The sequence below is a fragment of the Gardnerella sp. DNF01180P genome (genome assembly GCF_049244205.1).
Classification (GTDB): domain Bacteria; phylum Actinomycetota; class Actinomycetes; order Actinomycetales; family Bifidobacteriaceae; genus Bifidobacterium; species Bifidobacterium swidsinskii.
Map to the genome: position 1 here is coordinate 1,529,525 of NZ_CP058386.1, position 20,573 is coordinate 1,550,097.

32 protein-coding genes are annotated in these 20,573 nt (G+C 48.1%); all 32 read right to left on the reverse strand.

Features of this window, described 5'->3' with window-relative positions:
• Positions 1-71: 71 nt before the first annotated feature.
• Complete coding sequence (locus HXT40_RS06170; RefSeq protein ID WP_004109639.1) at positions 72-989, reverse strand: tRNA pseudouridine synthase A; 918 nt, start codon at positions 987-989, stop codon at positions 72-74.
• Between the two features lie 119 nt (positions 990-1,108).
• On the reverse strand, positions 1,109-2,368 hold the full coding sequence (locus HXT40_RS06175) for an Mbeg1-like protein (protein ID WP_004109646.1): 1,260 nt from the start codon (positions 2,366-2,368) through the stop codon (positions 1,109-1,111).
• A 127-nt stretch (positions 2,369-2,495) separates the two neighbouring features.
• Entirely contained in the window at positions 2,496-2,930 is a 435-nt protein-coding gene (gene rplQ, locus HXT40_RS06180) for a 50S ribosomal protein L17 (protein ID WP_004129014.1), read from the reverse strand.
• A 77-nt stretch (positions 2,931-3,007) separates the two neighbouring features.
• Positions 3,008-4,003, reverse strand: coding sequence for a DNA-directed RNA polymerase subunit alpha (locus tag HXT40_RS06185; RefSeq protein ID WP_004574084.1), 996 nt, complete (start codon positions 4,001-4,003; stop codon positions 3,008-3,010).
• Between the two features lie 79 nt (positions 4,004-4,082).
• Complete coding sequence (rpsK, locus tag HXT40_RS06190) at positions 4,083-4,481, reverse strand: 30S ribosomal protein S11 (RefSeq protein WP_004105468.1); 399 nt, start codon at positions 4,479-4,481, stop codon at positions 4,083-4,085.
• Between the two features lie 83 nt (positions 4,482-4,564).
• A complete protein-coding gene (gene rpsM / locus HXT40_RS06195; protein WP_004105472.1) occupies positions 4,565-4,942 on the reverse strand; it encodes a 30S ribosomal protein S13 in 378 nt (125 codons plus the stop codon).
• A 144-nt stretch (positions 4,943-5,086) separates the two neighbouring features.
• Positions 5,087-5,200, reverse strand: coding sequence for a 50S ribosomal protein L36 (rpmJ, locus tag HXT40_RS06200; protein ID WP_003842636.1), 114 nt, complete (start codon positions 5,198-5,200; stop codon positions 5,087-5,089).
• 20 nt (positions 5,201-5,220) lie between these two features.
• A complete protein-coding gene (infA, locus tag HXT40_RS06205) occupies positions 5,221-5,439 on the reverse strand; it encodes a translation initiation factor IF-1 (protein ID WP_004105485.1) in 219 nt (72 codons plus the stop codon).
• A 142-nt stretch (positions 5,440-5,581) separates the two neighbouring features.
• Positions 5,582-6,142 (reverse strand): adenylate kinase, encoded by a 561-nt coding sequence (locus tag HXT40_RS06210; protein WP_012913828.1) that lies wholly within the window; start codon positions 6,140-6,142, stop codon positions 5,582-5,584.
• 28 nt (positions 6,143-6,170) lie between these two features.
• Positions 6,171-7,514, reverse strand: a complete 1,344-nt coding sequence (gene secY / locus HXT40_RS06215; RefSeq protein ID WP_004574086.1) for a preprotein translocase subunit SecY — start codon at positions 7,512-7,514, stop codon at positions 6,171-6,173.
• Positions 7,515-7,708: 194 nt separating this feature from the next.
• Complete coding sequence (gene rplO / locus HXT40_RS06220) at positions 7,709-8,164, reverse strand: 50S ribosomal protein L15 (protein ID WP_004109667.1); 456 nt, start codon at positions 8,162-8,164, stop codon at positions 7,709-7,711.
• A gap of 2 nt (positions 8,165-8,166) precedes the next feature.
• Positions 8,167-8,349, reverse strand: coding sequence for a 50S ribosomal protein L30 (gene rpmD / locus HXT40_RS06225; RefSeq protein WP_004105491.1), 183 nt, complete (start codon positions 8,347-8,349; stop codon positions 8,167-8,169).
• On the reverse strand, positions 8,349-9,077 hold the full coding sequence (gene rpsE / locus HXT40_RS06230; protein ID WP_004574087.1) for a 30S ribosomal protein S5: 729 nt from the start codon (positions 9,075-9,077) through the stop codon (positions 8,349-8,351). Before rpsE ends, rpmD begins: the two co-directional genes overlap by 1 nt.
• Entirely contained in the window at positions 9,074-9,445 is a 372-nt protein-coding gene (rplR, locus tag HXT40_RS06235) for a 50S ribosomal protein L18 (protein WP_004109670.1), read from the reverse strand. The genes rpsE and rplR overlap by 4 nt, the downstream gene beginning before the upstream one ends.
• 1 nt (position 9,446) lies before the next feature.
• On the reverse strand, positions 9,447-9,986 hold the full coding sequence (gene rplF, locus HXT40_RS06240) for a 50S ribosomal protein L6 (RefSeq protein WP_004109673.1): 540 nt from the start codon (positions 9,984-9,986) through the stop codon (positions 9,447-9,449).
• Positions 9,987-10,002: 16 nt separating this feature from the next.
• Positions 10,003-10,401 carry a 30S ribosomal protein S8 gene (gene rpsH, locus HXT40_RS06245; protein WP_004105495.1) on the reverse strand — a complete coding sequence of 133 codons (399 nt, stop codon included), beginning with the start codon at positions 10,399-10,401 and terminating at the stop codon, positions 10,003-10,005.
• An 86-nt stretch (positions 10,402-10,487) separates the two neighbouring features.
• Entirely contained in the window at positions 10,488-10,673 is a 186-nt protein-coding gene (locus HXT40_RS06250) for a type Z 30S ribosomal protein S14 (protein ID WP_003808046.1), read from the reverse strand.
• Between the two features lies 1 nt (position 10,674).
• Positions 10,675-11,247: a 50S ribosomal protein L5 gene (gene rplE, locus HXT40_RS06255; protein WP_004109679.1), complete on the reverse strand. Its 573-nt coding sequence runs from the start codon at positions 11,245-11,247 to the stop codon at positions 10,675-10,677.
• Positions 11,244-11,579, reverse strand: a complete 336-nt coding sequence (rplX, locus tag HXT40_RS06260) for a 50S ribosomal protein L24 (protein ID WP_012913827.1) — start codon at positions 11,577-11,579, stop codon at positions 11,244-11,246. Before rplX ends, rplE begins: the two co-directional genes overlap by 4 nt.
• A 1-nt stretch (position 11,580) precedes the next feature.
• Entirely contained in the window at positions 11,581-11,949 is a 369-nt protein-coding gene (gene rplN, locus HXT40_RS06265) for a 50S ribosomal protein L14 (protein WP_004574089.1), read from the reverse strand.
• Between the two features lie 90 nt (positions 11,950-12,039).
• Positions 12,040-12,306 carry a 30S ribosomal protein S17 gene (gene rpsQ, locus HXT40_RS06270; protein ID WP_004114365.1) on the reverse strand — a complete coding sequence of 89 codons (267 nt, stop codon included), beginning with the start codon at positions 12,304-12,306 and terminating at the stop codon, positions 12,040-12,042.
• Positions 12,307-12,308: 2 nt separating this feature from the next.
• Positions 12,309-12,560, reverse strand: a complete 252-nt coding sequence (rpmC, locus tag HXT40_RS06275) for a 50S ribosomal protein L29 (RefSeq protein WP_004105502.1) — start codon at positions 12,558-12,560, stop codon at positions 12,309-12,311.
• Positions 12,560-12,979 carry a 50S ribosomal protein L16 gene (gene rplP, locus HXT40_RS06280; RefSeq protein WP_004109684.1) on the reverse strand — a complete coding sequence of 140 codons (420 nt, stop codon included), beginning with the start codon at positions 12,977-12,979 and terminating at the stop codon, positions 12,560-12,562. The genes rpmC and rplP overlap by 1 nt, the downstream gene beginning before the upstream one ends.
• A 4-nt stretch (positions 12,980-12,983) precedes the next feature.
• Positions 12,984-13,802, reverse strand: coding sequence for a 30S ribosomal protein S3 (rpsC, locus tag HXT40_RS06285; protein WP_004574090.1), 819 nt, complete (start codon positions 13,800-13,802; stop codon positions 12,984-12,986).
• A gap of 2 nt (positions 13,803-13,804) precedes the next feature.
• On the reverse strand, positions 13,805-14,164 hold the full coding sequence (rplV, locus tag HXT40_RS06290) for a 50S ribosomal protein L22 (protein WP_004105510.1): 360 nt from the start codon (positions 14,162-14,164) through the stop codon (positions 13,805-13,807).
• 16 nt (positions 14,165-14,180) lie between these two features.
• A complete protein-coding gene (rpsS, locus tag HXT40_RS06295; RefSeq protein WP_004114357.1) occupies positions 14,181-14,459 on the reverse strand; it encodes a 30S ribosomal protein S19 in 279 nt (92 codons plus the stop codon).
• Between the two features lie 15 nt (positions 14,460-14,474).
• A complete protein-coding gene (rplB, locus tag HXT40_RS06300) occupies positions 14,475-15,305 on the reverse strand; it encodes a 50S ribosomal protein L2 (protein WP_004574091.1) in 831 nt (276 codons plus the stop codon).
• A gap of 34 nt (positions 15,306-15,339) precedes the next feature.
• Complete coding sequence (gene rplW, locus HXT40_RS06305; protein ID WP_004105515.1) at positions 15,340-15,636, reverse strand: 50S ribosomal protein L23; 297 nt, start codon at positions 15,634-15,636, stop codon at positions 15,340-15,342.
• Positions 15,637-15,641: 5 nt separating this feature from the next.
• Positions 15,642-16,307, reverse strand: a complete 666-nt coding sequence (rplD, locus tag HXT40_RS06310) for a 50S ribosomal protein L4 (RefSeq protein ID WP_012913826.1) — start codon at positions 16,305-16,307, stop codon at positions 15,642-15,644.
• 5 nt (positions 16,308-16,312) lie between these two features.
• Positions 16,313-16,963, reverse strand: a complete 651-nt coding sequence (gene rplC / locus HXT40_RS06315) for a 50S ribosomal protein L3 (protein WP_004105519.1) — start codon at positions 16,961-16,963, stop codon at positions 16,313-16,315.
• Positions 16,964-16,979: 16 nt separating this feature from the next.
• Positions 16,980-17,288: a 30S ribosomal protein S10 gene (gene rpsJ, locus HXT40_RS06320; RefSeq protein WP_003808013.1), complete on the reverse strand. Its 309-nt coding sequence runs from the start codon at positions 17,286-17,288 to the stop codon at positions 16,980-16,982.
• A gap of 325 nt (positions 17,289-17,613) precedes the next feature.
• On the reverse strand, positions 17,614-20,319 hold the full coding sequence (gene adhE, locus HXT40_RS06325; protein ID WP_410310962.1) for a bifunctional acetaldehyde-CoA/alcohol dehydrogenase: 2,706 nt from the start codon (positions 20,317-20,319) through the stop codon (positions 17,614-17,616).
• Between the last annotated feature and the right edge of the window lie 254 nt (positions 20,320-20,573).

Sequence of the window (20,573 nt, forward strand, 5' to 3'; positions counted from 1 at the left end):
AAATCGCGCGCAAACGCAACTTTTCAATTGTAAACCATGGCGCGAATATAAATTTATGGCGAGTTGAAACGCTATAACTCAGCAGAATCACGGCGAGCGCGAATTTTTTCAGCGCGAGAAGCAAGCTCCTCATCAGGAGGATAAGCTACATATTCCAATGTCAATCCATGAGGATCAATTGGACCCGTCGAGCCTTCACGAAGAGGAACATTGATCTTTTCCTCAAACCAATCAAAAGAACGCTTCCCACAACCAATTTGCACACAAGCTTGCACAAGAGAACGCACCATATTGTGCGCAAAAGCATCAGCGACAATAGTAAATTCAAGCAAACCCTGCTCAACAGGCGGCACGCATCCAGTTTTAAGCTTAACGCGCACGTCATTAGCACGCGTTCCCACGCGTTCCCAACAGACACTTTTTACATCGCGAATAGTAGTGCCTCCAGGATTAGGGCGCGCAAAAGATCCAAAATCGTGAAGGCCAATCATAAGCCTCGCAGCCTGGTTCATTGCATCAACATCCAAAACATCATCAAGTTTCAAAACAAAACCGCGCATACGAGGGTCATAATCACAATAATCAGAAGCGTCGCAAATACGATACACATACGTGCGCTCTAACGCAGAAAAGCGTGCATCAAAACCAATGGGCGCAACGCTAACCTTATGCAACGAAATATCTTGTGGCAAAACATGCTTAAGCCTGTACTCGAGCGCGCAAACACCGTCCAATCCGGTATGACCTACGCATCGCAATAAAGTTTCTTCACAAACATCAAGATGACAAACCTGATGCGATGCATGCACGCCCGTATCCGTACGACCAGCAACAGTAAGACGCAACGATTCAGTAGGATCATTTTTCGGAACGCGCAAAACCATATGCAATGCTGCTTCAATATCACCTTGAACAGTGCGCAAAACCGGCTGCTTAGCCCAACCATAAAATCCGCCGCCGTCATAAGCCAAATCCAAGCGAAGTCGCATTTAAAAAAACCTTCCATTCGTCGTAACTAAATAATTCCGCAATTAAATTCCGTTTACAGTTGCTTCCGCTTAGTATTACTTTCCATCTACAGTTACTCATAAAGCTTGCTTCACCACAGTTACTTCACGCCTACGCCAGCAACAGCAGCAATAATTCCGCGTATAAGCTCATAAGACTTCGCATCCAAGTGCGTTGCCATTCCAAGTAATTTTGGCACAAGCTCAGACCAATGAGAACCCAATAAATCAAAAGTAGGATAACCTAAACTCGACAAAACGTTATACACACTATCAATCCTGCGTTTTCGTTCCTCAACAGGCAAATCAAACATCCAAGAATTCATAGCTTTTGCGATTGCAGCAGCGCGAGCAGTAACTTCATCTCGATAGTCAAAATCACCATCCTCAACATGCCAATACATGCCAAAATGTTGCATTAAACCAACAGAATCAGCCCTAGCTACTTTATATGGCAATCCATTATCCATAAGAAGCCCAATAATCGAAGATTGCGGCACAACTTTCTCTATTCGACTTGCCACGCACGAAAAAACGCTAGTATCTACTACATCATTTGCAAAACCCGGCCCATCCATTGAATAAATTTTAGATACAAGATTGCCAAGTTTTTCATTTTCCGCATCCAATCGCATAGTAGCATAGGACGCCATATTCCCACCTTTTGAATGACCTGTGACAATAATATTCGGGCTGTTATTGCGCTTGTTATTATTATCGCGCTTATTATTGTTATCGCAATTGTCACGCTTCGAATTAGTTGATTTTGCGAAAAACGAGGAAATTTTTTGTAATAAACTAGCTTTTTTTGCAATATATTTACTATATCTTTGTGTTACAGAAATTAAATATTCTGCTGCTGACTCCTGAGCTGGAATTGGGCAGCGAAAGGCCATATTAAAATCTTCTTTCCACCCAACAAGCGTATTATCAGTTCCTCTAAAAGCAACAACAATAGTATTCGGATTATCAATTCCTTCACAAGAACTAAGGTCAAAAGTAACACCAGCAAACTGCTGTTCACAAGATTCATGAGCATTCGATTTATCAAATCGTTCAAGAATTTCCCCTACTTTAATACCTCTGTAGCGCGGATTAGCTGCAACTGCAAAAAGTAACTCTTGACGAAACTTATCAACCTTAGCTACTCCAGAAGAAAACATCGACGAAAAATCTTCAAAACGTAGCAGATCGTAAATAGGCGTAGTCGAAATAACTTTTGACTCACTGTTATATAGCGGAATAGATTTTGGCATATTTATGTATGAAAGCTCACACAAAATCAAAGCATCAACAGAATTAAAACTTCTTTGAGCAAAAGTACGAAAATCGCTTCTTACTTGATCCAAAATATTCGGCATAACTTAATAATAATACAAACAAAAAACGAGCCGAGGAAATCCTCGACTCGTTTTAGCAATTCTTCAAGAAGCGATTAAACGCTTGCTTTAAGATTCACTTTACCGATGCGTAAAGCTGGAATGCAAACTACTCGGCAGCTTCTTCTTTAGCTGCAACCTTGGTAGCTGCTTCAGCTTCCTTCACAACAGCCTTCTTTGGGCTTACTGGCTCAGTTACGAGCTCAATAATTGCCTGAGGAGCGGTATCACCACGACGTGGAGCAATCTTCACGATACGTGTGTAACCACCTTCACGCTGCTTCATCTGCTCAGCAATCTGAGTGAAAAGCACGTGAACCACGGACTTGTTGCGAATTACACGCAACACACGACGACGCGAATGCAAATCGCCACGCTTAGCGAACGAAATCAAACGCTCAGCAAGCGGACGAAGACGCTTTGCCTTTGGCAACGTCGTTACGATACGACCGTGCTGGAAGAGGCTGGTCGCCATATTGGCCAGCATCAGGCGCTCATGAGCCGGGCTAGAAGCCAGACGAGGGCCTTGTTTCGGTGTAGGCATTATTACTCCTTATTGTCGCATCGTTCAGGTGGGCATCAACCCGAACATCCAAACGTTACGACGATTGCAGGCGGAACTTACTCGTCTTCAGGCGAGAAGAAAGTGCCACCTTCGAGATTATTGGCGTCGAAGCCAATCGGTGAAGCCTTCAAAGACAGACCCATTGCCTGCAACTTCTCTTTAACTTCATCGATGGATTTCATGCCGAAATTACGAATATCGAGCAAATCCTGCTCAGTGTGAACTACCAGTTCGCCGACTGTATGAATACCCTCACGTTTCAAGCAATTATAGCTACGCTGAGTAAAATTCATATCTTCAATCGGTATAGCCAACTGAGAATCAGCTTCATCATGAGTTGGCGCTGGACCAACTTCAACACCTTCAGCATCAACGTTAAGCTCACGGCAAAGACCGAAAAGCTCAACTAAAGTCGAGCCTGCAGATGCAACTGCATCACGCGGTGTAATAGCTGGCTTGGTTTCCACATCCAGGATGAGCTTATCGAAGTCCGTGCGCTGTTCCACGCGGGTAGCTTCGACCTTATAGCTCACCTTCAAAACTGGTGAGTAGATCGAATCCACAGGAATGCGGCCGATTTCGCTGTTCTCCTGCTTGTTCATCTGAGCTGGCACGTAGCCGCGACCGCGTTCAACAGTAAACTCAATTTCAAGTTCACCATCTTCTGCGAGTGTAGCAATATGCAAGTCAGGATTAGCAATAGTAACACCGGCTGGAGGAGTAATATCTCCAGCAGTGGCCTCACCTTTACCATTCTTGCGCAAATACATCACTACAGGCTCGTCGTACTCACTCGTGAGCACGATGCCCTTGATGTTCAGCAGAATTTCAGTGACATCTTCTTCAACACCTGGCAGAGTCGTAAACTCATGCAAAGCTCCAGAGATGCGAACCGAAGTAACGGCAGCACCTGGAATAGAGCTTAACAAGGTACGACGCAGCGAATTGCCGAGAGTGTAGCCAAAACCTGGTTCCAGCGGCTCAATAGTAAAGCGAGAACGCTGGGGATTCAGTGATTCCTCGGTAAGTGTCGGACGCTGTGCGATAAGCACTTTGGTATCCTTTCAGCTTCTGGTCGGTGGTGCACTCGCCGCCCATAAGCGGGTTGGATGGATGGATTCGTAAGAGTGCTCAGACGCGGCGACGCTTTGGTGGGCGTACGCCGTTATGCGCTTGTGGGGTAACGTCGGTAATAGAACCAACTTCGAGACCCGCGGACTGGAGGGAACGGATAGCGGTTTCACGACCGGAACCTGGACCCTTAACAAACACGTCGACCTTCTTGAGGCCATGCTCCATTGCCTTGCGTGCAGCAGACTCAGCAGCCATACCTGCAGCGTAAGGAGTCGACTTACGGGAACCCTTAAAGCCGACATCACCGCCGGAAGCCCAAGAAAGGACTGCACCGGATGGATCGGTAATGGAGATAATCGTGTTATTGAATGTTGATTTAATATGCGCCTGCCCAACCGGCACCGACTTGCGGTCCCGGCGACGCGGCTTGCGCGAGGCTTGCTTTGCAGCTGCCATTGACCCTCGTTTCCTAATGACGAATGAGTTGGTATGTCTAGACGATGGAAATATATCCGTGGCCTAGAGCCGACCACCGACTACTATCGGGTGGCCTTCTTCTTCCCGGCGACAGTACGCTTCGGACCCTTGCGAGTACGAGCATTAGTCTTAGTACGCTGACCACGCACAGGAAGACCCTTGCGATGACGCTGGCCTTGATAGCAGTTGATCTGAATCTTACGACGGATGTCAGCGTCAATCTCACGACGCAAATCGCCTTCAATCTTGTAATTGGCCTCAAGATAATCACGCAAGGTGATCAGCTGTTCATCCGTAAGATCCTTGACGCGAGTGTCCGGATTAACACCGGTCGCGGCAAGCGTTTCCTTAGCGCGAGTACGACCAACACCAAAAATGTAGGTGAGGGCAATCTCAATGCGCTTCTCATTGGGAATATCTACTCCGGCAAGACGTGCCATTGTAATTCCTTTACTGTTACGCAGGTCGTGCACCAAGTCTTCCGCACTAATAGAAATTAAGTGCGGCCTGGGCCTGCGCACCCAGGGTTCAGCTTAGGCTGTGACTTAGCGCCTTATTCTTTGTATTCCGCGATGGAAATCTGCTCAGCCCTGACGCTGCTTATGACGTGGGTTAATGCAGATCACCATGACGCGGCCGTGACGGCGGATCACGCGGCAGTTTTCGCAGATCCTCTTCACGCTAGGGCTGACCTTCATGGTTTTCCTTTGCTTGTACCTTACTTATAACGGTACGTAATACGCCCACGATTTAGATCGTAAGGGCTCATTTCTAGCACTACACGATCTTGAGGAAGAATGCGAATATAATTTTTACGCATCTTACCAGAAATCGTAGCTAAAACAATGTGCTCATTCTCAAGCTGAACGCGAAACATCGCATTTGGTAGTGCTTCTACTACCGTGCCTTCGACTTCAATCACACCGTCTTTTGCCATGAGCCTCGTTCCGTTCCTTGGGCATACTACTTTGCGCATCCGAAGACACGCCAATCTTTTATAATACAGTAAATGCGTCCCATTCAACACTCGGCGTGTCGAACAGAACGCATTTTACTTTTTAAATTTAAAAACGCACTACTTAATTAAGTGATTCAACAATGCGATTATTGATTTCCTTAATATCTCCAACGCCATCTACTTCAACCAACTGACCGCGGCTATCATAGATATCAAGCAATGGAGCTGTTTCCTTCTCATACGTTTCTAAACGCTTAGCAATTACTTCTGGAGTATCGTCAGAACGACCTTGCTCCACTGCACGCTTTTGCATGCGTTCGAGCAAAACATCGCGCTCAGCCTCGAGAGCCACAACGTGATCGAGAGGAGTGCCAAGCTCTTCCAACATACGATCCAAAGCTTGAACCTGAGAAGCGTTGCGAGGATAACCGTCGAGAATCCAGCCGCTCTTTGCATCGTCCTGAGCAAGACGATCCTTAACAATGCTGTTAGTCAGCTCATCTGGAACCAACTCGCCCTTGTCAAGATATCCCTGAACCTGTTTTCCAAGCTCAGTATGATTCTTAAGGTTATAGCGGAAAATATCACCAGTAGAAATCGCTGGAATGCCATAATGCTCACTTAACAAAGCGGCCTGAGTGCCTTTTCCAACGCCCTGTGGACCCATAATTAGTAATCGCATATTCATCTCCTTAGCTCACTAACTGTAGTTACTTAGATACTTGCTTTTGCTCATCATGCTTGAACAAGAAACCAGCATACTGGAATTGTTCAGTCTGAGCCTTTGCTTGACGCAACGTATCCAAACCAACGCCAGCAATAATCAAAATTGTTGTACCACCAAATGGCAATTTTGTATTCAAATGCAAAGCCATAATCAAAACGGTAGGAATCAATGCAACAAAGAGCAAATAAATAGCACCGACAGTATTCAACCTATTCATAACATAGCTAAGATAATGACTTGTAGCACTACCAGCGCGAATGCCTGGTATGAAGCCACCATACTCTTTCATGTTATCTGCAGTCTCATCAGGATTAAAAGTAATCTCTGTGTAGAAGAAGCAGAAGAACACAATCATTACTGTGTAAAACGCAATATACCAAGCAGAAGTGGAATTAGCCAAATTAGCTTCAATCCAATTCACCCAAGCCTTGCTCTTATCTCCAAACTGAGCAATAAGGGTAGGAACAGCAAGAATTGACGAAGCAAAGATTGGTGGAATAACACCACTCATATTTACCTTTAATGGCAAATAAGTCGAAGAGCCGCCATACATTTTTCGGCCAATCATGCGACGCGTATACTGCACAGGAATACGACGCTGAGCAAGCTCAACAAAGTCAACAAATATGAGGATAACAATCAAAACGCCACCAACAATAGCGAACTTATTCCAATCGCCATTAGAACCGTTGGTTCCCCAACCAATCTCCCAAAGCTTTGGTAAGAAGCCAGAGCAAATAGACATAAAGATTAAGACAGACATGCCTTGACCGATACCCTTATCGGTAATGAGTTCTGCCATCCACATAATAAGACCAGTGCCGCCAGTCATGATCAAAACCATGACAATAAGGCTCCACATGCTTCCGTCTGGAATAATATTATTTCCGCACTGATAATTAAACAAAGCACCCGTACGTGCTGTTACCAAAATCGTAGTAGATTGCAAAATTGCCAATCCAATAGTTAGGTAACGCGTGTACTGCGTAAGCTTTGTTTCTCCAGACTGACCTTCCTTATGAAGAGCTTCGAAGCGAGGAATAACCACGCGCAAAAGCTGAATCACAATGGAAGCAGTGATGTAAGGCATAACACCCAAAGCAAAAATAGAAAGCTGCAACAGCGAGCCACCTGAGAACAAGTTAACTAACCCAATAAAGTTCTCGCTCGATGAAGCTAATTTAACAGTGCAAGCGTGCACAACTTTATAGTCCACACCCGGAATCGGAATAAATGAACCAATACGATAAATAATTATCATAGCGAAGACGAAGAGGATCTTGTTCCTCAACTCCTTCGTCCTGAAGGCCTGGATTAACGTTTTCACCTGGGTCTTCCTCCCTTTTTTCGCGCACTCCTAGGCGCAACAGTGCAAAAAACAAACTCTGAGACGATAGTTTAACCCACGGTACCTACTGAAATAGGTTATTGTGAGTTTTGGTGATAAAAATAGTCCCTCTAGACAATGCTAGAGGGACTATCACAGATTTATAACTGCATCAAGCTTTAAGTAGCCTTTAACTACTCTTCGCTGATGGAGCCGCCGGCAGCCTCAACCTTTGCCTTAGCAGAAGCAGAAGCCTTCATACCCTTAAGAGTCAAAGCAACAGTCAATTCACCATCGCCAAGAACCTTTACAGGATAGCCATCACGTACAGCGCCCTTAGTAATAAGGTCAGCTACAGTAACCTCGCCACCCTTTGGGAAAAGGTCAGCAAGATCTGCAACGTTGACGACTTGGAATTCCTTCTTGAAAGGACTCTTGAAGCCACGCAACTTAGGCAAGCGCATGTACAGTGGGAGCTGACCACCTTCGAAGCCAGGACGAACCTGATAACGCTTCTTTGTGCCCTTATCACCACGACCTGAGGTCTTACCCTTAGAGCCTTCACCACGACCTACACGGATGCGATCCTTCTTAGCTCCTGGAGCTGGACGCAACGTGTGCATATGCAGCATTGGTTCTTCGTTAGCCATAATCAGTCGACCTCCTCGACGCTCACCAAGTGACGAACGGCCATAACCAAGCCACGATTGACGGGGGTGTCCTCGCGAACTACGCTGTGACCAATCTTATGAAGGCCGAGCGTATGAACATTCGCGCGCTGGCGCTCAGTTGTATGAACTAAACCATGCACCAGAGTGATCTTCAAATTTGACATCACTCACCATCCTTTGCTTCAGATGCCTTGGCGGCCTGAGCTTCTTCGCGAGCCTTGCGAGCTTCGGCAATGCCAGCAGCACGCTCACGGAGCAAAGCATCAGGAGCGACTTCCTCAAGAGAAAGACCACGACGAGCAGAAATCTCTTCTGGCTCTTCGAGCTTCTTCAAAGCGTCCACAGTAGCACGCACTACGTTTACAGCAGTTGCAGAGCCCATGGACTTGGTGAGGATGTCCGTGATGCCGGCGCATTCCATAACAGCGCGTACAGCACCACCAGCAATTACACCAGTACCTGGAGCAGCTGGACGGAGCAACACAGTACCAGCAGCATCGTGACCGAGCACTGGATGAGTGACGGTGCCACGAATGCGTGGAACAGTGAACATATGCTTCTTAGCGTCAAGCTGACCCTTAGCAATAGCAGCTGGAACTTCGCGAGACTTGCCGTAACCAACACCAACAGTGCCCTTACCGTCGCCAACAACAACAAGTGCTGCAAAGCTAAAGGTACGACCACCCTTGTGGGTCTTGGAAACACGGTTAATAGTAACTACGCGATCCAGAAGCTCTTCGCCACGGTTTTCTTCACGACGATTACGACGTTCGCCGCGTTTACCCTCGCCCTTGTTACGGCGAGAACGACGATCATCGTTACGCTCCTCAGCGGATGCCTGAGTGTTCTGAGTTTCTTCAGCCACTTGGGTTTCCTTTTCGTTGTCGCTCACAGTGCCAGACCTCCCTGACGGGCGCCTTCAGCCACTGCTGCGACGCGACCATGATATTTGTTACCGCCACGGTCGAAGACTACAGCGGTGATACCCGCTTCCTTCGCCTTAGCCGCTACTAATTCGCCAACCTTGGTTGCAGCTTCAGTCTTCGTGCCAGTGAAACCAGCGAAGTCAGCAGTCAAAGTGGAAGCACTTACCAAAGTAATTCCCTTGGTATCATCCACAATCTGAGCAACCATATGACGGTTAGAACGGGAAACAACTAAACGAGGACGTTCAGATGTGCCGGCAATGTGCTTACGAAGACGGGCGTGACGACGCAAACGTGCGACTTTGGTACCCTTACCGAAAATCTTAACGCTCATATCACTTACCAGCCTTTCCAGCCTTGCGCAGGATACGTTCATCGGTGTACTTAATACCCTTACCCTTGTAAGGTTCTGGAGCACGAAGCTTACGAATGTTAGCAGCAACCTGACCAACAGTCTGCTTATCGGTGCCCTTTACGATTACCTGGTTAGGATTTGGCAACTCGAACTCAATACCTGCCGGTGGTTGAACGGTAATAGTGTGAGAATAACCGAGCGAGAACTCAATGCCCTTGCCCTTCATCACTGCACGATAACCGGTACCGACAATATCCAAAGTCTTGGTGTAGCCTTCATGTACACCCTTCACCATAGAAGCAACAATTGCGCGAGCCAAACCATGCTTTGCACGAGTTGGACGCAAATCGTCAACTGGAGTCAGAACAATCTGATTGTCAGCGACTGCTGCGGTGATTCCCTCTGGAATTTCATAAGAATCAGAACCCTTAGCGCCTTTGACGCTGAAGGACTGACCTTCAATCTTTACTTCCACGCCTGCAGGAATGTCGACGGGGAGCTTACCAATATGCGATGCCATCTTCAGCTCTCCTTTCTCACCATACGTAGGCGACGATTTCGCCGCCAATGCCTCGATCGAGGCATTCCTTCTGAGTCAACAATCCCGAGCTGGTCGAGATAATAGCAATACCGAGGCCACCAAGAGGCATTGGCAAAGCATCAGACTTTGCGTAACGACGCAAGCCTGGCTTAGAAATGCGCTTGATGCCTTGGATAGAACGCTGGCCATTGGAGCCATACTTCAACGTAATTTCCAACGTCTGTCCAACCTTAGCTTCCTTAGCAGCGAAGTCCTTAATATAGCCTTCGTGCTTCAGAATCTCGGCGATATTCGCCTTGAATTTGGAGTACGGCATTTCCACGGTATCGTGCTTTGCCGCGCTCGCATTACGCAGACGTGTCAACATGTCTGCGATTGGATCTGTCATTGTCATGTGGGCTAACGCCCTTTCTCGCCGTGGTTTCCACCGCCTCTATATGAGAACTTTGTCTTCAAGCAGTGGACCTTCAGCGTCGATATTTACCAACTGGACTTCGTAACACCCGGCAACTCACCGCGATGAGCCTTCTCACGAAGGCAGATGCGGCACAGACCGAACTTGCGATACACGGAGTGAGGACGACCACAAACCTGGCAACGCGTATAAGCGCGTACCTTGAACTTCGGCTTGGCGGCCGCCTTGTTTTTCAGAGCGGTTTTTGCCATTTCAGTTCTCCTTGAATGGGAAACCGAGGTGCTTAAGCAAAGACTTGGCCTCCACATCGTCCTTGGTGGTAGTCACCACGGTGATGTCCATACCACGCTGATGATCAATCGAGTCAGGATCAATCTCATGGAACATAGACTGTTCCGTAAGACCAAAGTTGTAATTACCCTGACCGTCAAACTGGTTGCCATTGATACCACGGAAATCGCGGATACGAGGCAAAGCCAGAGTGAGCAAACGATCCAAGAATTCCCACATACGATCGCCACGAAGAGTTACGTAAGCACCGATAGCCTGACCTTCGCGCAAATGGAACTGAGCGACAGACTTCTTTGCCTTAGTTACCTTTGGCTTCTGGCCGGCAATCAAAGTGAGATCCTTAATCGCACCTTCAATGAGCTTAGAATCACGAGCTGCAGCGCCGACACCCATAGAGACGACAACCTTCTGCACGCGAGCCACCTGCATAGGATTAGTGTGGCCGAATTCTTTCTCCAAGGCTGGTACGATTTCATCCTTGTATTGTTGCTTTAAGCGCGGAGTTGCCGGCAACTCAACTGTAGTATCGGTCATGCCAGCTCCTTTCCGGACTTCTTGGCGACACGCACGCGCACGGTCTTAACCTTGCCGTCACGAGCCTCTTGCTTAACAATCACGCCAACGCGTGTAGGCTGCTTGGTCTCTGGATCAATAACCATCACATTAGAGCGATGGATTGGAGCCTCAACCGAAACAATGCCCGCCTGCTGACCCTGCTGGGTGGCGCGAACGTGCTTCTTAACGATCTGAACGCCTTCTACAATCAAACGGTCATCGGCTAGTACACGAACTACTTTGCCTTCCTTACCGCGATCCTTGCCGCGAATGACCTTCACCTGGTCGCCGGACTTAATCTTGGCTACCATATCAGATCACCTCCGGAGCAAGGGACACAATCTTCATGAAGCGCTGATCACGCAATTCACGACCGACTGGTCCGAAGATACGAGTGCCTTTTGGTTCACGACCGGAGCCGAGAATTACGGCGGCGTTCTCATCGAACTTAATATAGGAACCATCGACACGGCGATGCTCCTTGACAGTACGGACGACGACAGCCTTAACTACGTCGCCTTTCTTGACCGACCCGCCAGGGATCGCGTCCTTGACGGAGGCGACGATGATGTCGCCGATGCCGGCATAGCGTCGCTTCGATCCACCGAGCACGCGGATGGCAAGTAACTCCTTAGCACCCGTGTTGTCGGCGACATGAAGCCGCGTTTCCTGCTGAATCATTGATTCTCCTTAGCCGAGCTGGTTCTCCCCACTCACCTGTGTCTACACATTAGCAGACACAGGTGAAGCGCGGAGCCTTGCCGAACTTGTTTACTTGGCGCGCTCGATAATCGAGTCGAGACGCCAACGCTTGGTCTTGCTCAGTGGCCGAGTTTCCATAATACTCACGAGGTCGCCAATATGTGCCTCATTGTGTTCATCATGGGCTTTGACCTTGCGGGTGGAGCGAACGACTTTACCGTAAAGCGGGTGTGTCGAACGCTGCTCCAGCTCAACGGCGATTGTCTTGTCCATGGCCTCGGACACGACGTAGCCGCGACGAACCTTGCGGAAGTTGCGCTCTTGGTTCTCAGCCATGCTTACTTCTCCTTGACCTCAGTGGCGCCAGGCTCTTGGCTGATGCCGAGTTCACGCTCACGCAGGATAGTATACATCCTGGCAATGTCGTGCTTGACCGCCTTGAGGCGAGCGCTGTTTTCGAGTTGACCAGTTGCTGCCTGGAAGCGCAAGTTAAATAGCTCTTCCTTAGACTTCTTCAAGAAGCCTTCAATCTCAGCATTTGTCTTCTCGTTCAAATTCTTGATGGTGTAGTCTGCAGTTCCGACTGGCATCAGATGTCACCGCCTTCACGCGCAATAACACGGCATTTCATTGGGAGCTTATCGATAGCGCGGCGCAAAGCCTCGCGAGCGATGTCCTCAGAAACACCACCGATCTCGAACATTACGCGTCCTGGGTGGATGTTGGCAATCCAGAATTCTGGAGCACCCTTACCGGAACCCATTCGCGCACCAAGCGGGTGCTTGGTTAATGGACGATCTGGGAAGATCGTAATCCACACACGACCGCCACGCTTAATGTAGCGAGTCATTGCGATACGAGCTGCCTCGATCTGTCGGTTAGTGATGTAAGCCGGAGCCAGCGCCTGAATACCAAAATCGCCGAAAGCGATCTCGGTGCCACCCTTAGACATGCCGCTACGGGTAGGACGGTGCTGCTTACGATATTTAGTCCTCTTTGGGATAAGCATCTGCTCACTCCTTCGTTTCCGTTGCGGCAGGAGCTTCAGCAGCTGCAGCTTCAGCTGGCTTTTCAGCCTGTGCTTCAGCAGCCTTCTGCTGGTTAGCAGGACGTGCGCCACGACGTGGACGACGATCGCCACCACGACGACCTTCACGCTTACCCTGCTGAGCCTGCTGCTCTTCGAACTCACGCTCGGTCATATCACCCTTGTAGATCCAGACCTTTACGCCGATACGACCGTATGTGGTCTTAGCTTCAAAGAAGCCGTAATCAATCAAGGCACGAAGGGTCTGCAGTGGAACGCGACCCTCGCGATAGAACTCAGAGCGGCTCATTTCGGCACCACCAAGGCGACCGGAGAGCTTGATACGGATACCCTTGGCACCTGCACGCATTGCATCTTGCTGTGCCTTACGCATAGCACGACGGAATGTAACACGGTTTGTCAACTGCTCCGCAATTCCCTGAGCAACCAACTGAGCGTCAAGTGCAGCGTTCTTCACTTCGAAGATGTTGAGCTGTACTTGCTTGCCTGTGAGCTTCTCGAGCTTTGCGCGAACACGCTCAGCTTCAGCGCCACGACGACCGATGATAATACCCGGACGAGCAGTGTGAATATCTACACGAACGCGATCACGAGTGCGCTCGATAACGATACGAGATACGCCAGCACGCTCGAGGTCATGGCTCATTTCCTTGCGAATCTTGTCATCCTCAAGGACGAAGTCACGATAACGCTCGCCAGCTTTGTTGGAGTCAGAGAACCACTTAGAGCGATGATTCTCGGTGATGCCCAGGCGATAGCCGAAAGGATTGATCTTCTGACCCATCTTTAGCGGGCTCCTTCCTTAAGCGAGACGATAACAGTGATATGGCTTGTGCGCTTGTTAATGCGCGCAGCGCGACCCTGTGCACGAGCACGGAAACGCTTAAGCGTTACACCCTCGTCCACATAGGTTTCCTTGATGACCAAGTCCTGCTCACGGAATGGTTCACCGGCTTTTTCAGCCTTAACGCGAGCGTTAGCAATCGCGCTTTCAAGAACCTTGCGCACCGGCAATGATGCGTCCTGAGGAGCAAACTTCAAAATGGTAATAGCTTCGCTTGCACGCTTGCCTCGGATGAGGTCGACCATGCGGCGAGCCTTGCGCGGCGTCACGCGAACGTGACGAGCGATTGCTTTAGCTTCCATGTGTCCTAACTCTCCTTTAGCGGCGTGCCTTTTTGTCGTCCTTCACATGACCCTTAAAGGTCTTGGTCGGGGCGAACTCACCGAGCTTATGACCAACCATGGCTTCGGTAACGAATACCGGCACATGCTTGCGGCCATCATGTACGGCAAAGGTGTGTCCAATGAAATCAGGAGTGATCATCGAACGACGCGACCAAGTCTTAATGACATTGTGCGTACCCTTGTCGTTTTGCTCGTCGACTTTCTTCTGCAAGTGGGCGTCGACGAAAGGGCCCTTCTTGATGCTACGAGTCATCTATTCGACACTCCCTTACTTGCGGTTCTTACCATTCGGGCGACGACGAACAATCATCTTGTTCGAAGCCTTCTTTGGACGACGTGTACGAACCTCGCCCTTGCCCCATGGAGAAACTGGTGGCTTACCACCACGGGTGCGACCACCATGTGGATGGTCCACAGGGTTCATGGATTCGCCTCGGGTGATTGGTCTACGACCAAGCCAACGTGCGCGACCTGCCTTACCAAGCTCGATATTGGCGTGATCGGAATTACCTACTTCGCCAACAGTAGCGCGGCAACGAGCGTCCACGTTACGAATTTCGCCAGATGGCATACGCAACTGCGCATAAGCACCATCCTTAGCGACGAGCTGAACAGCAGCACCAGCGGAACGAGCAATCTTCGCACCACCAAGTGGACGAAGCTCAATTGCGTGAACCACGGTACCAGTTGGGATATTCTTCAGAGGCAGGTTGTTGCCTGGCTTAATATCAGCCTGAGCGCCGGTCTCAATAACATCACCCTGGGCAACGCCTTCAGGAGCGATAATGTAACGCTTCTCACCGTCTGCGTAATGCAACAAAGCGATGCGAGCGGAACGGTTAGGGTCATACTCAATATGAGCGACCTTTGCTGGCACGCCATCCTTGTCCCAACGCTTGAAGTCGATGAGACGATACTGACGCTTGTGACCACCGCCGCGATGGCGAGAAGTCATGCGGCCGTAAGAGTTACGACCACCAGTCTTGCTGAGTTTGCGTACCAGCGACTTTTCAGGCGTAGAACGCGTGATCTCGGCAAAATCCGAAACCGAAGCGTTGCGACGGCCTGCAGTCGTCGGCTTATAAACGCGGATAGCCATAATATAGTATTCCTTTACTTTTCTCGGCTAGCCTTCAGTTACCAAAGATGTCAATCGTTTGACCTTCAGCCACGGTGACAATAGCACGCTTCTGGTTCACACGACGGCCGAAACCGGTGCGAGAGCGCTTCAACTTGCCAGCGCGGTTCAAAGTGTTAACGTTTGTCACCTTGACCTTGAAGATTTCTTCGATAGCCTGCTTGATCTGAACCTTGTTAGCATCTGGAGCCACTACGAAAGTGTACTGACCACGATCAGAAGCTGCGTAACTTTTTTCAGAAACAACTGGCTTAAGAATTACGTCATGTGCTGGGTTATGGACTGCGACCATTTAAATCAGGCCTCCTTAACGACAGGCTCGGTCTTAGCAGCAACGAAGGCTTCGAAGCCTTCCTTGGAGAAGACGACGTACTGAGCTGTAACAACATCGTAAGTGTTGAGCTGATCAGCGAAGATCACGTGAACAGTTGGAATGTTGCGTACAGACATCCACTCATTGATGTTCTCACGAGAAAGAACAACAGTAGTGAATTGGTTATTGGTCACAGGAGTAAGTGCTGCAACAGCTGTCTTGGTGGATGGAACATCCTTAATACCAAAGTCAACTACAGCAATACGTCCAGCATTTGCACGATCCGAAAGAACGTAGCGAAGAGCAGCTGCCTTCATCTTCTTCGGGGTACGCTGATCGTACTTACGAGGAACTGGACCGTGAACAACGCCACCATGTACCCACTGAGGAGCACGAATGGAACCCTGGCGAGCACGACCGGTGCCCTTCTGCTTCCATGGCTTCTTACCGCCGCCGGAAACATTAGCACGATTCTTCACAGCATGGGTGCCCTGACGAGCAGCAGCAAGCTGAGCGATTACGACCTGATGAACCAGTGGACCGTGAGCTAAAACGTCTTCGTTGGAGATGCCGAAAATTTCAGCAGGAGCTTCAACGGTTCCGTTTGCATTGCCCTTAGTATCAGTGACGTTCAGAGTTACGTTTGCCATAATTATCAGGCTCCCTTCACTGCCGAACGGACGAGAACGATTGCGCCCTTAGGACCTGGAACAGCGCCCTTAATAGCGAGAATGCCGTTCTCGACATCCGAAGAAACGATGGTGAGGTTAAGCGCGGTGGAAGTCACATGACCCATGCGACCAGCCATACGCTTGCCCTTCAAAATGCGGCTTGGAGTTGCGCAAGCGCCCACAGAACCTGGGCGACGTTCGTTCTTGTGCGAGCCGTGAGTACGACGATAGGACTTGAAGCCCCAACGCTTGATAGTGCCAGCAAAACCCTTACCCTTGGTAGTGCCAGTGACATCTACTTCAGAACCCTCAGCGAACAATTCAGCAGTCAATTCCTGACCTGGCTGATAATCTGCCGCGTTCTCGGTGCGCACCTCAGCGAGGTGACGACGAGGAGTTACACCAGCCTTTGCAAAATGACCAGCCAATGGCTTAGTCACCTTGGTAGGATCAATCTGGCCGTAACCGAGCTGTACTGCGCAATAACCGTCAGACTCTACAGTCTTTACAGCGGTAACTACGTTAGTAGCAACTTCAACCAGAGTTACGGGGACGAAGAAGCCGTTTTCATCCCAAACCTGCGACATACCCAGCTTGCGGCCGAGCAATGCAGTGCGATTCTTATTCTGCGACATTACTTTCTCCCCCTTCCTACAGCTTGATCTCGATGTTTACATCCGCAGGCAGGTCAATGTGCATCAAAGAATCCACAGCCTTTGGCGTTGGATCTACGATGTCAATGAGACGCTTATGAGTGCGCATCTCGAAATGCTCGCGAGAATCCTTGTATTTATGAGGAGAACGGATAACAACAAACACGTTCTTCTCGGTCGGCAGAGGAACCGGACCCACCACTGTGGCGCCCGCGTTCGTCACCGTCTCGACGATTTTCTTCGCCGATTGGTCGATGACCTCATGGTCATAGGACTTAAGCCTGATGCGGATTTTCTGTCCCGCCATTGCCGTCCGCCCTTTCTAGCGATTCGTTTACTGTTTACCAACCTGAATTCAAGGGCACCGGCGAGAATAAACCCCTAGGGTAATTCCACATCAGTGCGCGGCATCAGAAACCTATTCATACAAAAAAAATTTCGATTCAAAGTTTTTGCTTCCGCGCTCGCTTTTTTTAATTACAATATGCGAGCCTTAAAACAGGCAACTAAGTAATTAAACCATCAACCTTCGATTATTAAAAACCGGGCGTGTCGGCTATTTTCCAACAAAAAATGGCAGAAACTACAATTATAGTTGAGCTTCTGCCATTATTAACTAGATATGCAAATAATTACGCCGCTTCACGCTCCAAGCGCATGCGATGGCCTTCTTCTTGAGAAACACCATAATATGCAGCAATAGCAATATCCTTCATATCTTCAATTTGTGGAATGCGAGGATTTGCAGGCGCACACTGATCTTCGTAAGCACGCATGCCAATATTGTCAAGTATCGACCAGTAGTACTCTTCGTCTACGCCACAAGCCTTAAACGAAGCGTCCATGCCAAGCTTTTCATTTCGATACTCTTCAACAGCACGAGCAAGATTTTCAACGCCTTCTTCAGGAGTTTTACCAGGATCTACACCAAGATTCTTAGCGATCTCCTGATACCTCTCAAGAGCAATATAGCGGTTGTACTTTGGCCAGCTAGTTGGCTCTTGCGGAATTTGACCGTTATAACGAATAACGTAAGGCAGCAAAATTGCGTTCGTATGACCGTGTACAACGTGGCACAAAGCACCAATAGTATGAGCCATAGCGTGGCACATTCCTAAGAATGCAGAACCAAACGCCATTCCAGCCATAGTAGCTGCATTATGCATTTTTTCTTTTGCTTCAATCTTGCGCTGAGAATCTTCACAATTCACAGAATCGTTGAGATTTTCCCAAATAAGTTTCGAAGCGTGCAAAGCCATAGCATCCGTAAAATCATTTGCGTAAACAGAAACATAAGCTTCCATAGCATGAGTTAAAGCATCAAAACCAGAATCGCACGCCAATCGACGCGGCTGAGTACGAGCCAAAACAGGATCGACTATTGCGACCGTTGGAGTCAAAGCGTAATCCGTAATAGGATACTTGTATCCAGTCTTGTGATCTGTAATAACAGCGTAAGGCGTAACTTCAGAACCAGTTCCGGAAGAAGTTGGTATGCAAATAAGCTTAGCTTTGCTACCAAGAGACGGAATCTTAAATGCGCGCTTTCGAATATCGAAGAACTTTTCTCGCAAATCAGCGAAAGAAATCTCCGGATGCTCATACATAAGCCACATAATCTTAGAAGCATCCATTGGAGAACCGCCACCAACAGCAATAATTGTGTCTGGCTGGAATTCGTCACGCATCATTGCTGCGCCACGCTCAACTGTTTCAACGCTTGGCTCAGGCTCAACGTAATCAATAATACGGAAGCTAACGCGATTATCTCGAGCACGAAGCTGATCAACAATCTTATCGACTACGCCAAGTTGCTCCATAACTTTATCGCACACAATAACTGCGCGCTCAACGCCATACATATCCCTCAAATAACGAATAGCATTCGGCTCAAAATAAGTTTTAGCCGGAATCTTGAACCATTGCATATTATTATTCCTTCGTGCAATACGCTTAATATTAAGAAGATTTATAGCTTGTACGTTGCCAGAAACGGAATTTCCACCATAAGATCCGCATCCAAGAGTAAGCGAAGGAGCAATCGCGTTGTAAATGTCTCCAACGCCACCAAGAGATCCAGGAGAATTCCAAACAATTCTGCAAGCATGCATACGAACACCATATTCGCGCACAAGATCTTGATTATTTGTGTGAATTACAGCAGTGTGACCAGCTCCATGCACAAGCATCTGTTCACACATCTTGAAGCCTTGTTCCTTATTTTCTGCGCGAAGCATTGCGTGTACAGGAGCGAGCTTTTCCATAGTAAGCGGCTCCATTTCGCCAACTTCTTTGCACTCTGCAACCAAAATCACAGCATCTTCTGGAATTTCAAATCCAGCTTCGTGCGCAATATATTGCGGAGACTTACCAGGAACAACAGAATTAAGTTTTGGCGTATTTCCAGAATATGCAGTGCATCCAAACATATATTGTTCAAGCTTAGCTTTTTCGTCAGCGTTAACAAAATATGCTTTCCTGCGCTTCAATTCGCGAAGCAATGGCTCATATACATCCTTATGCGCAATAATTGCTTGCTCTGTTGCACAAATCATTCCGTAATCAAAATGCTTTGAAAGAATCAAATCATTTGCAGCACGCACAATATCAACATCACTATCGACATATGCAGGAGCATTTCCAGCACCAACACCAAGAGCAGGTTTTCCTGAAGAATACGCCGCCTTAACCATTCCAGGACCGCCTGTTGCAAGAATAGTTGCGATCTTTGGATGTTTCATCAATGCACCAGTAGCTTCAATTGAAGGATGCTCAATCCACTGAATGCAATCTTTTGGCGCGCCTGCAGCCACAGCAGCATCGCGAACAATTCGAGCTGCTTCAGAAGAGCACTTTTGCGCGAAAGGATGGAATCCAAAAATAATTGGGCAACGAGTCTTAAGTGCAATAAGCGACTTAAAAATAGCTGTAGAAGTTGGGTTTGTAACTGGAGTGACGCCTGCAACAATACCAACCGGTTCAGCTATTTCGTCAATTCCGAGAACATCGTCCTCGCGAATAATACCAACTGTTTTTTGACCTGCTAGATAATGCGTAATATGTTCGCATGCAAAGATATTTTTTGTAGCTTTATCTTCTACTAAACCACGACCTGTTTCATCAACAGCCATCTTTGCAAGAACCAAATGTTTATTCAACGCTGCCACTGAAGCTTTAGCAACAATATGATCAATTTGCTGCTGATTAAGCTTCTCAAACTCATTCAAAGCGACAGTTGCTTTTTCAACAAGTTTATCAACTTCATTTTGAGCAGCTAACGCAATGTCATCAGCACTAGCAGTTTTGCCAGTTTCGGCTTGGTGTTGTGCCTCAACCATGAGTATCCTCCTCGATAGTTCCACCAGCGGTATCAATAGACTTATGAACAAACTAATTTAGTATTCACCGCTAAATATGTGATACAAGTCACAATTTAGTCTCTTTGCTGTACTTTCGCATCTTTGAAGCGAGTTGCGCTATTTATGAGCGAGCTTTATCCTCTATTGTTCGTTATTTGTTCTTTTTTGTAATGATTTATGTTCGATTAATAGATAAATTTTTCTAGAATGTCAATTTTGACAGATAATTACAC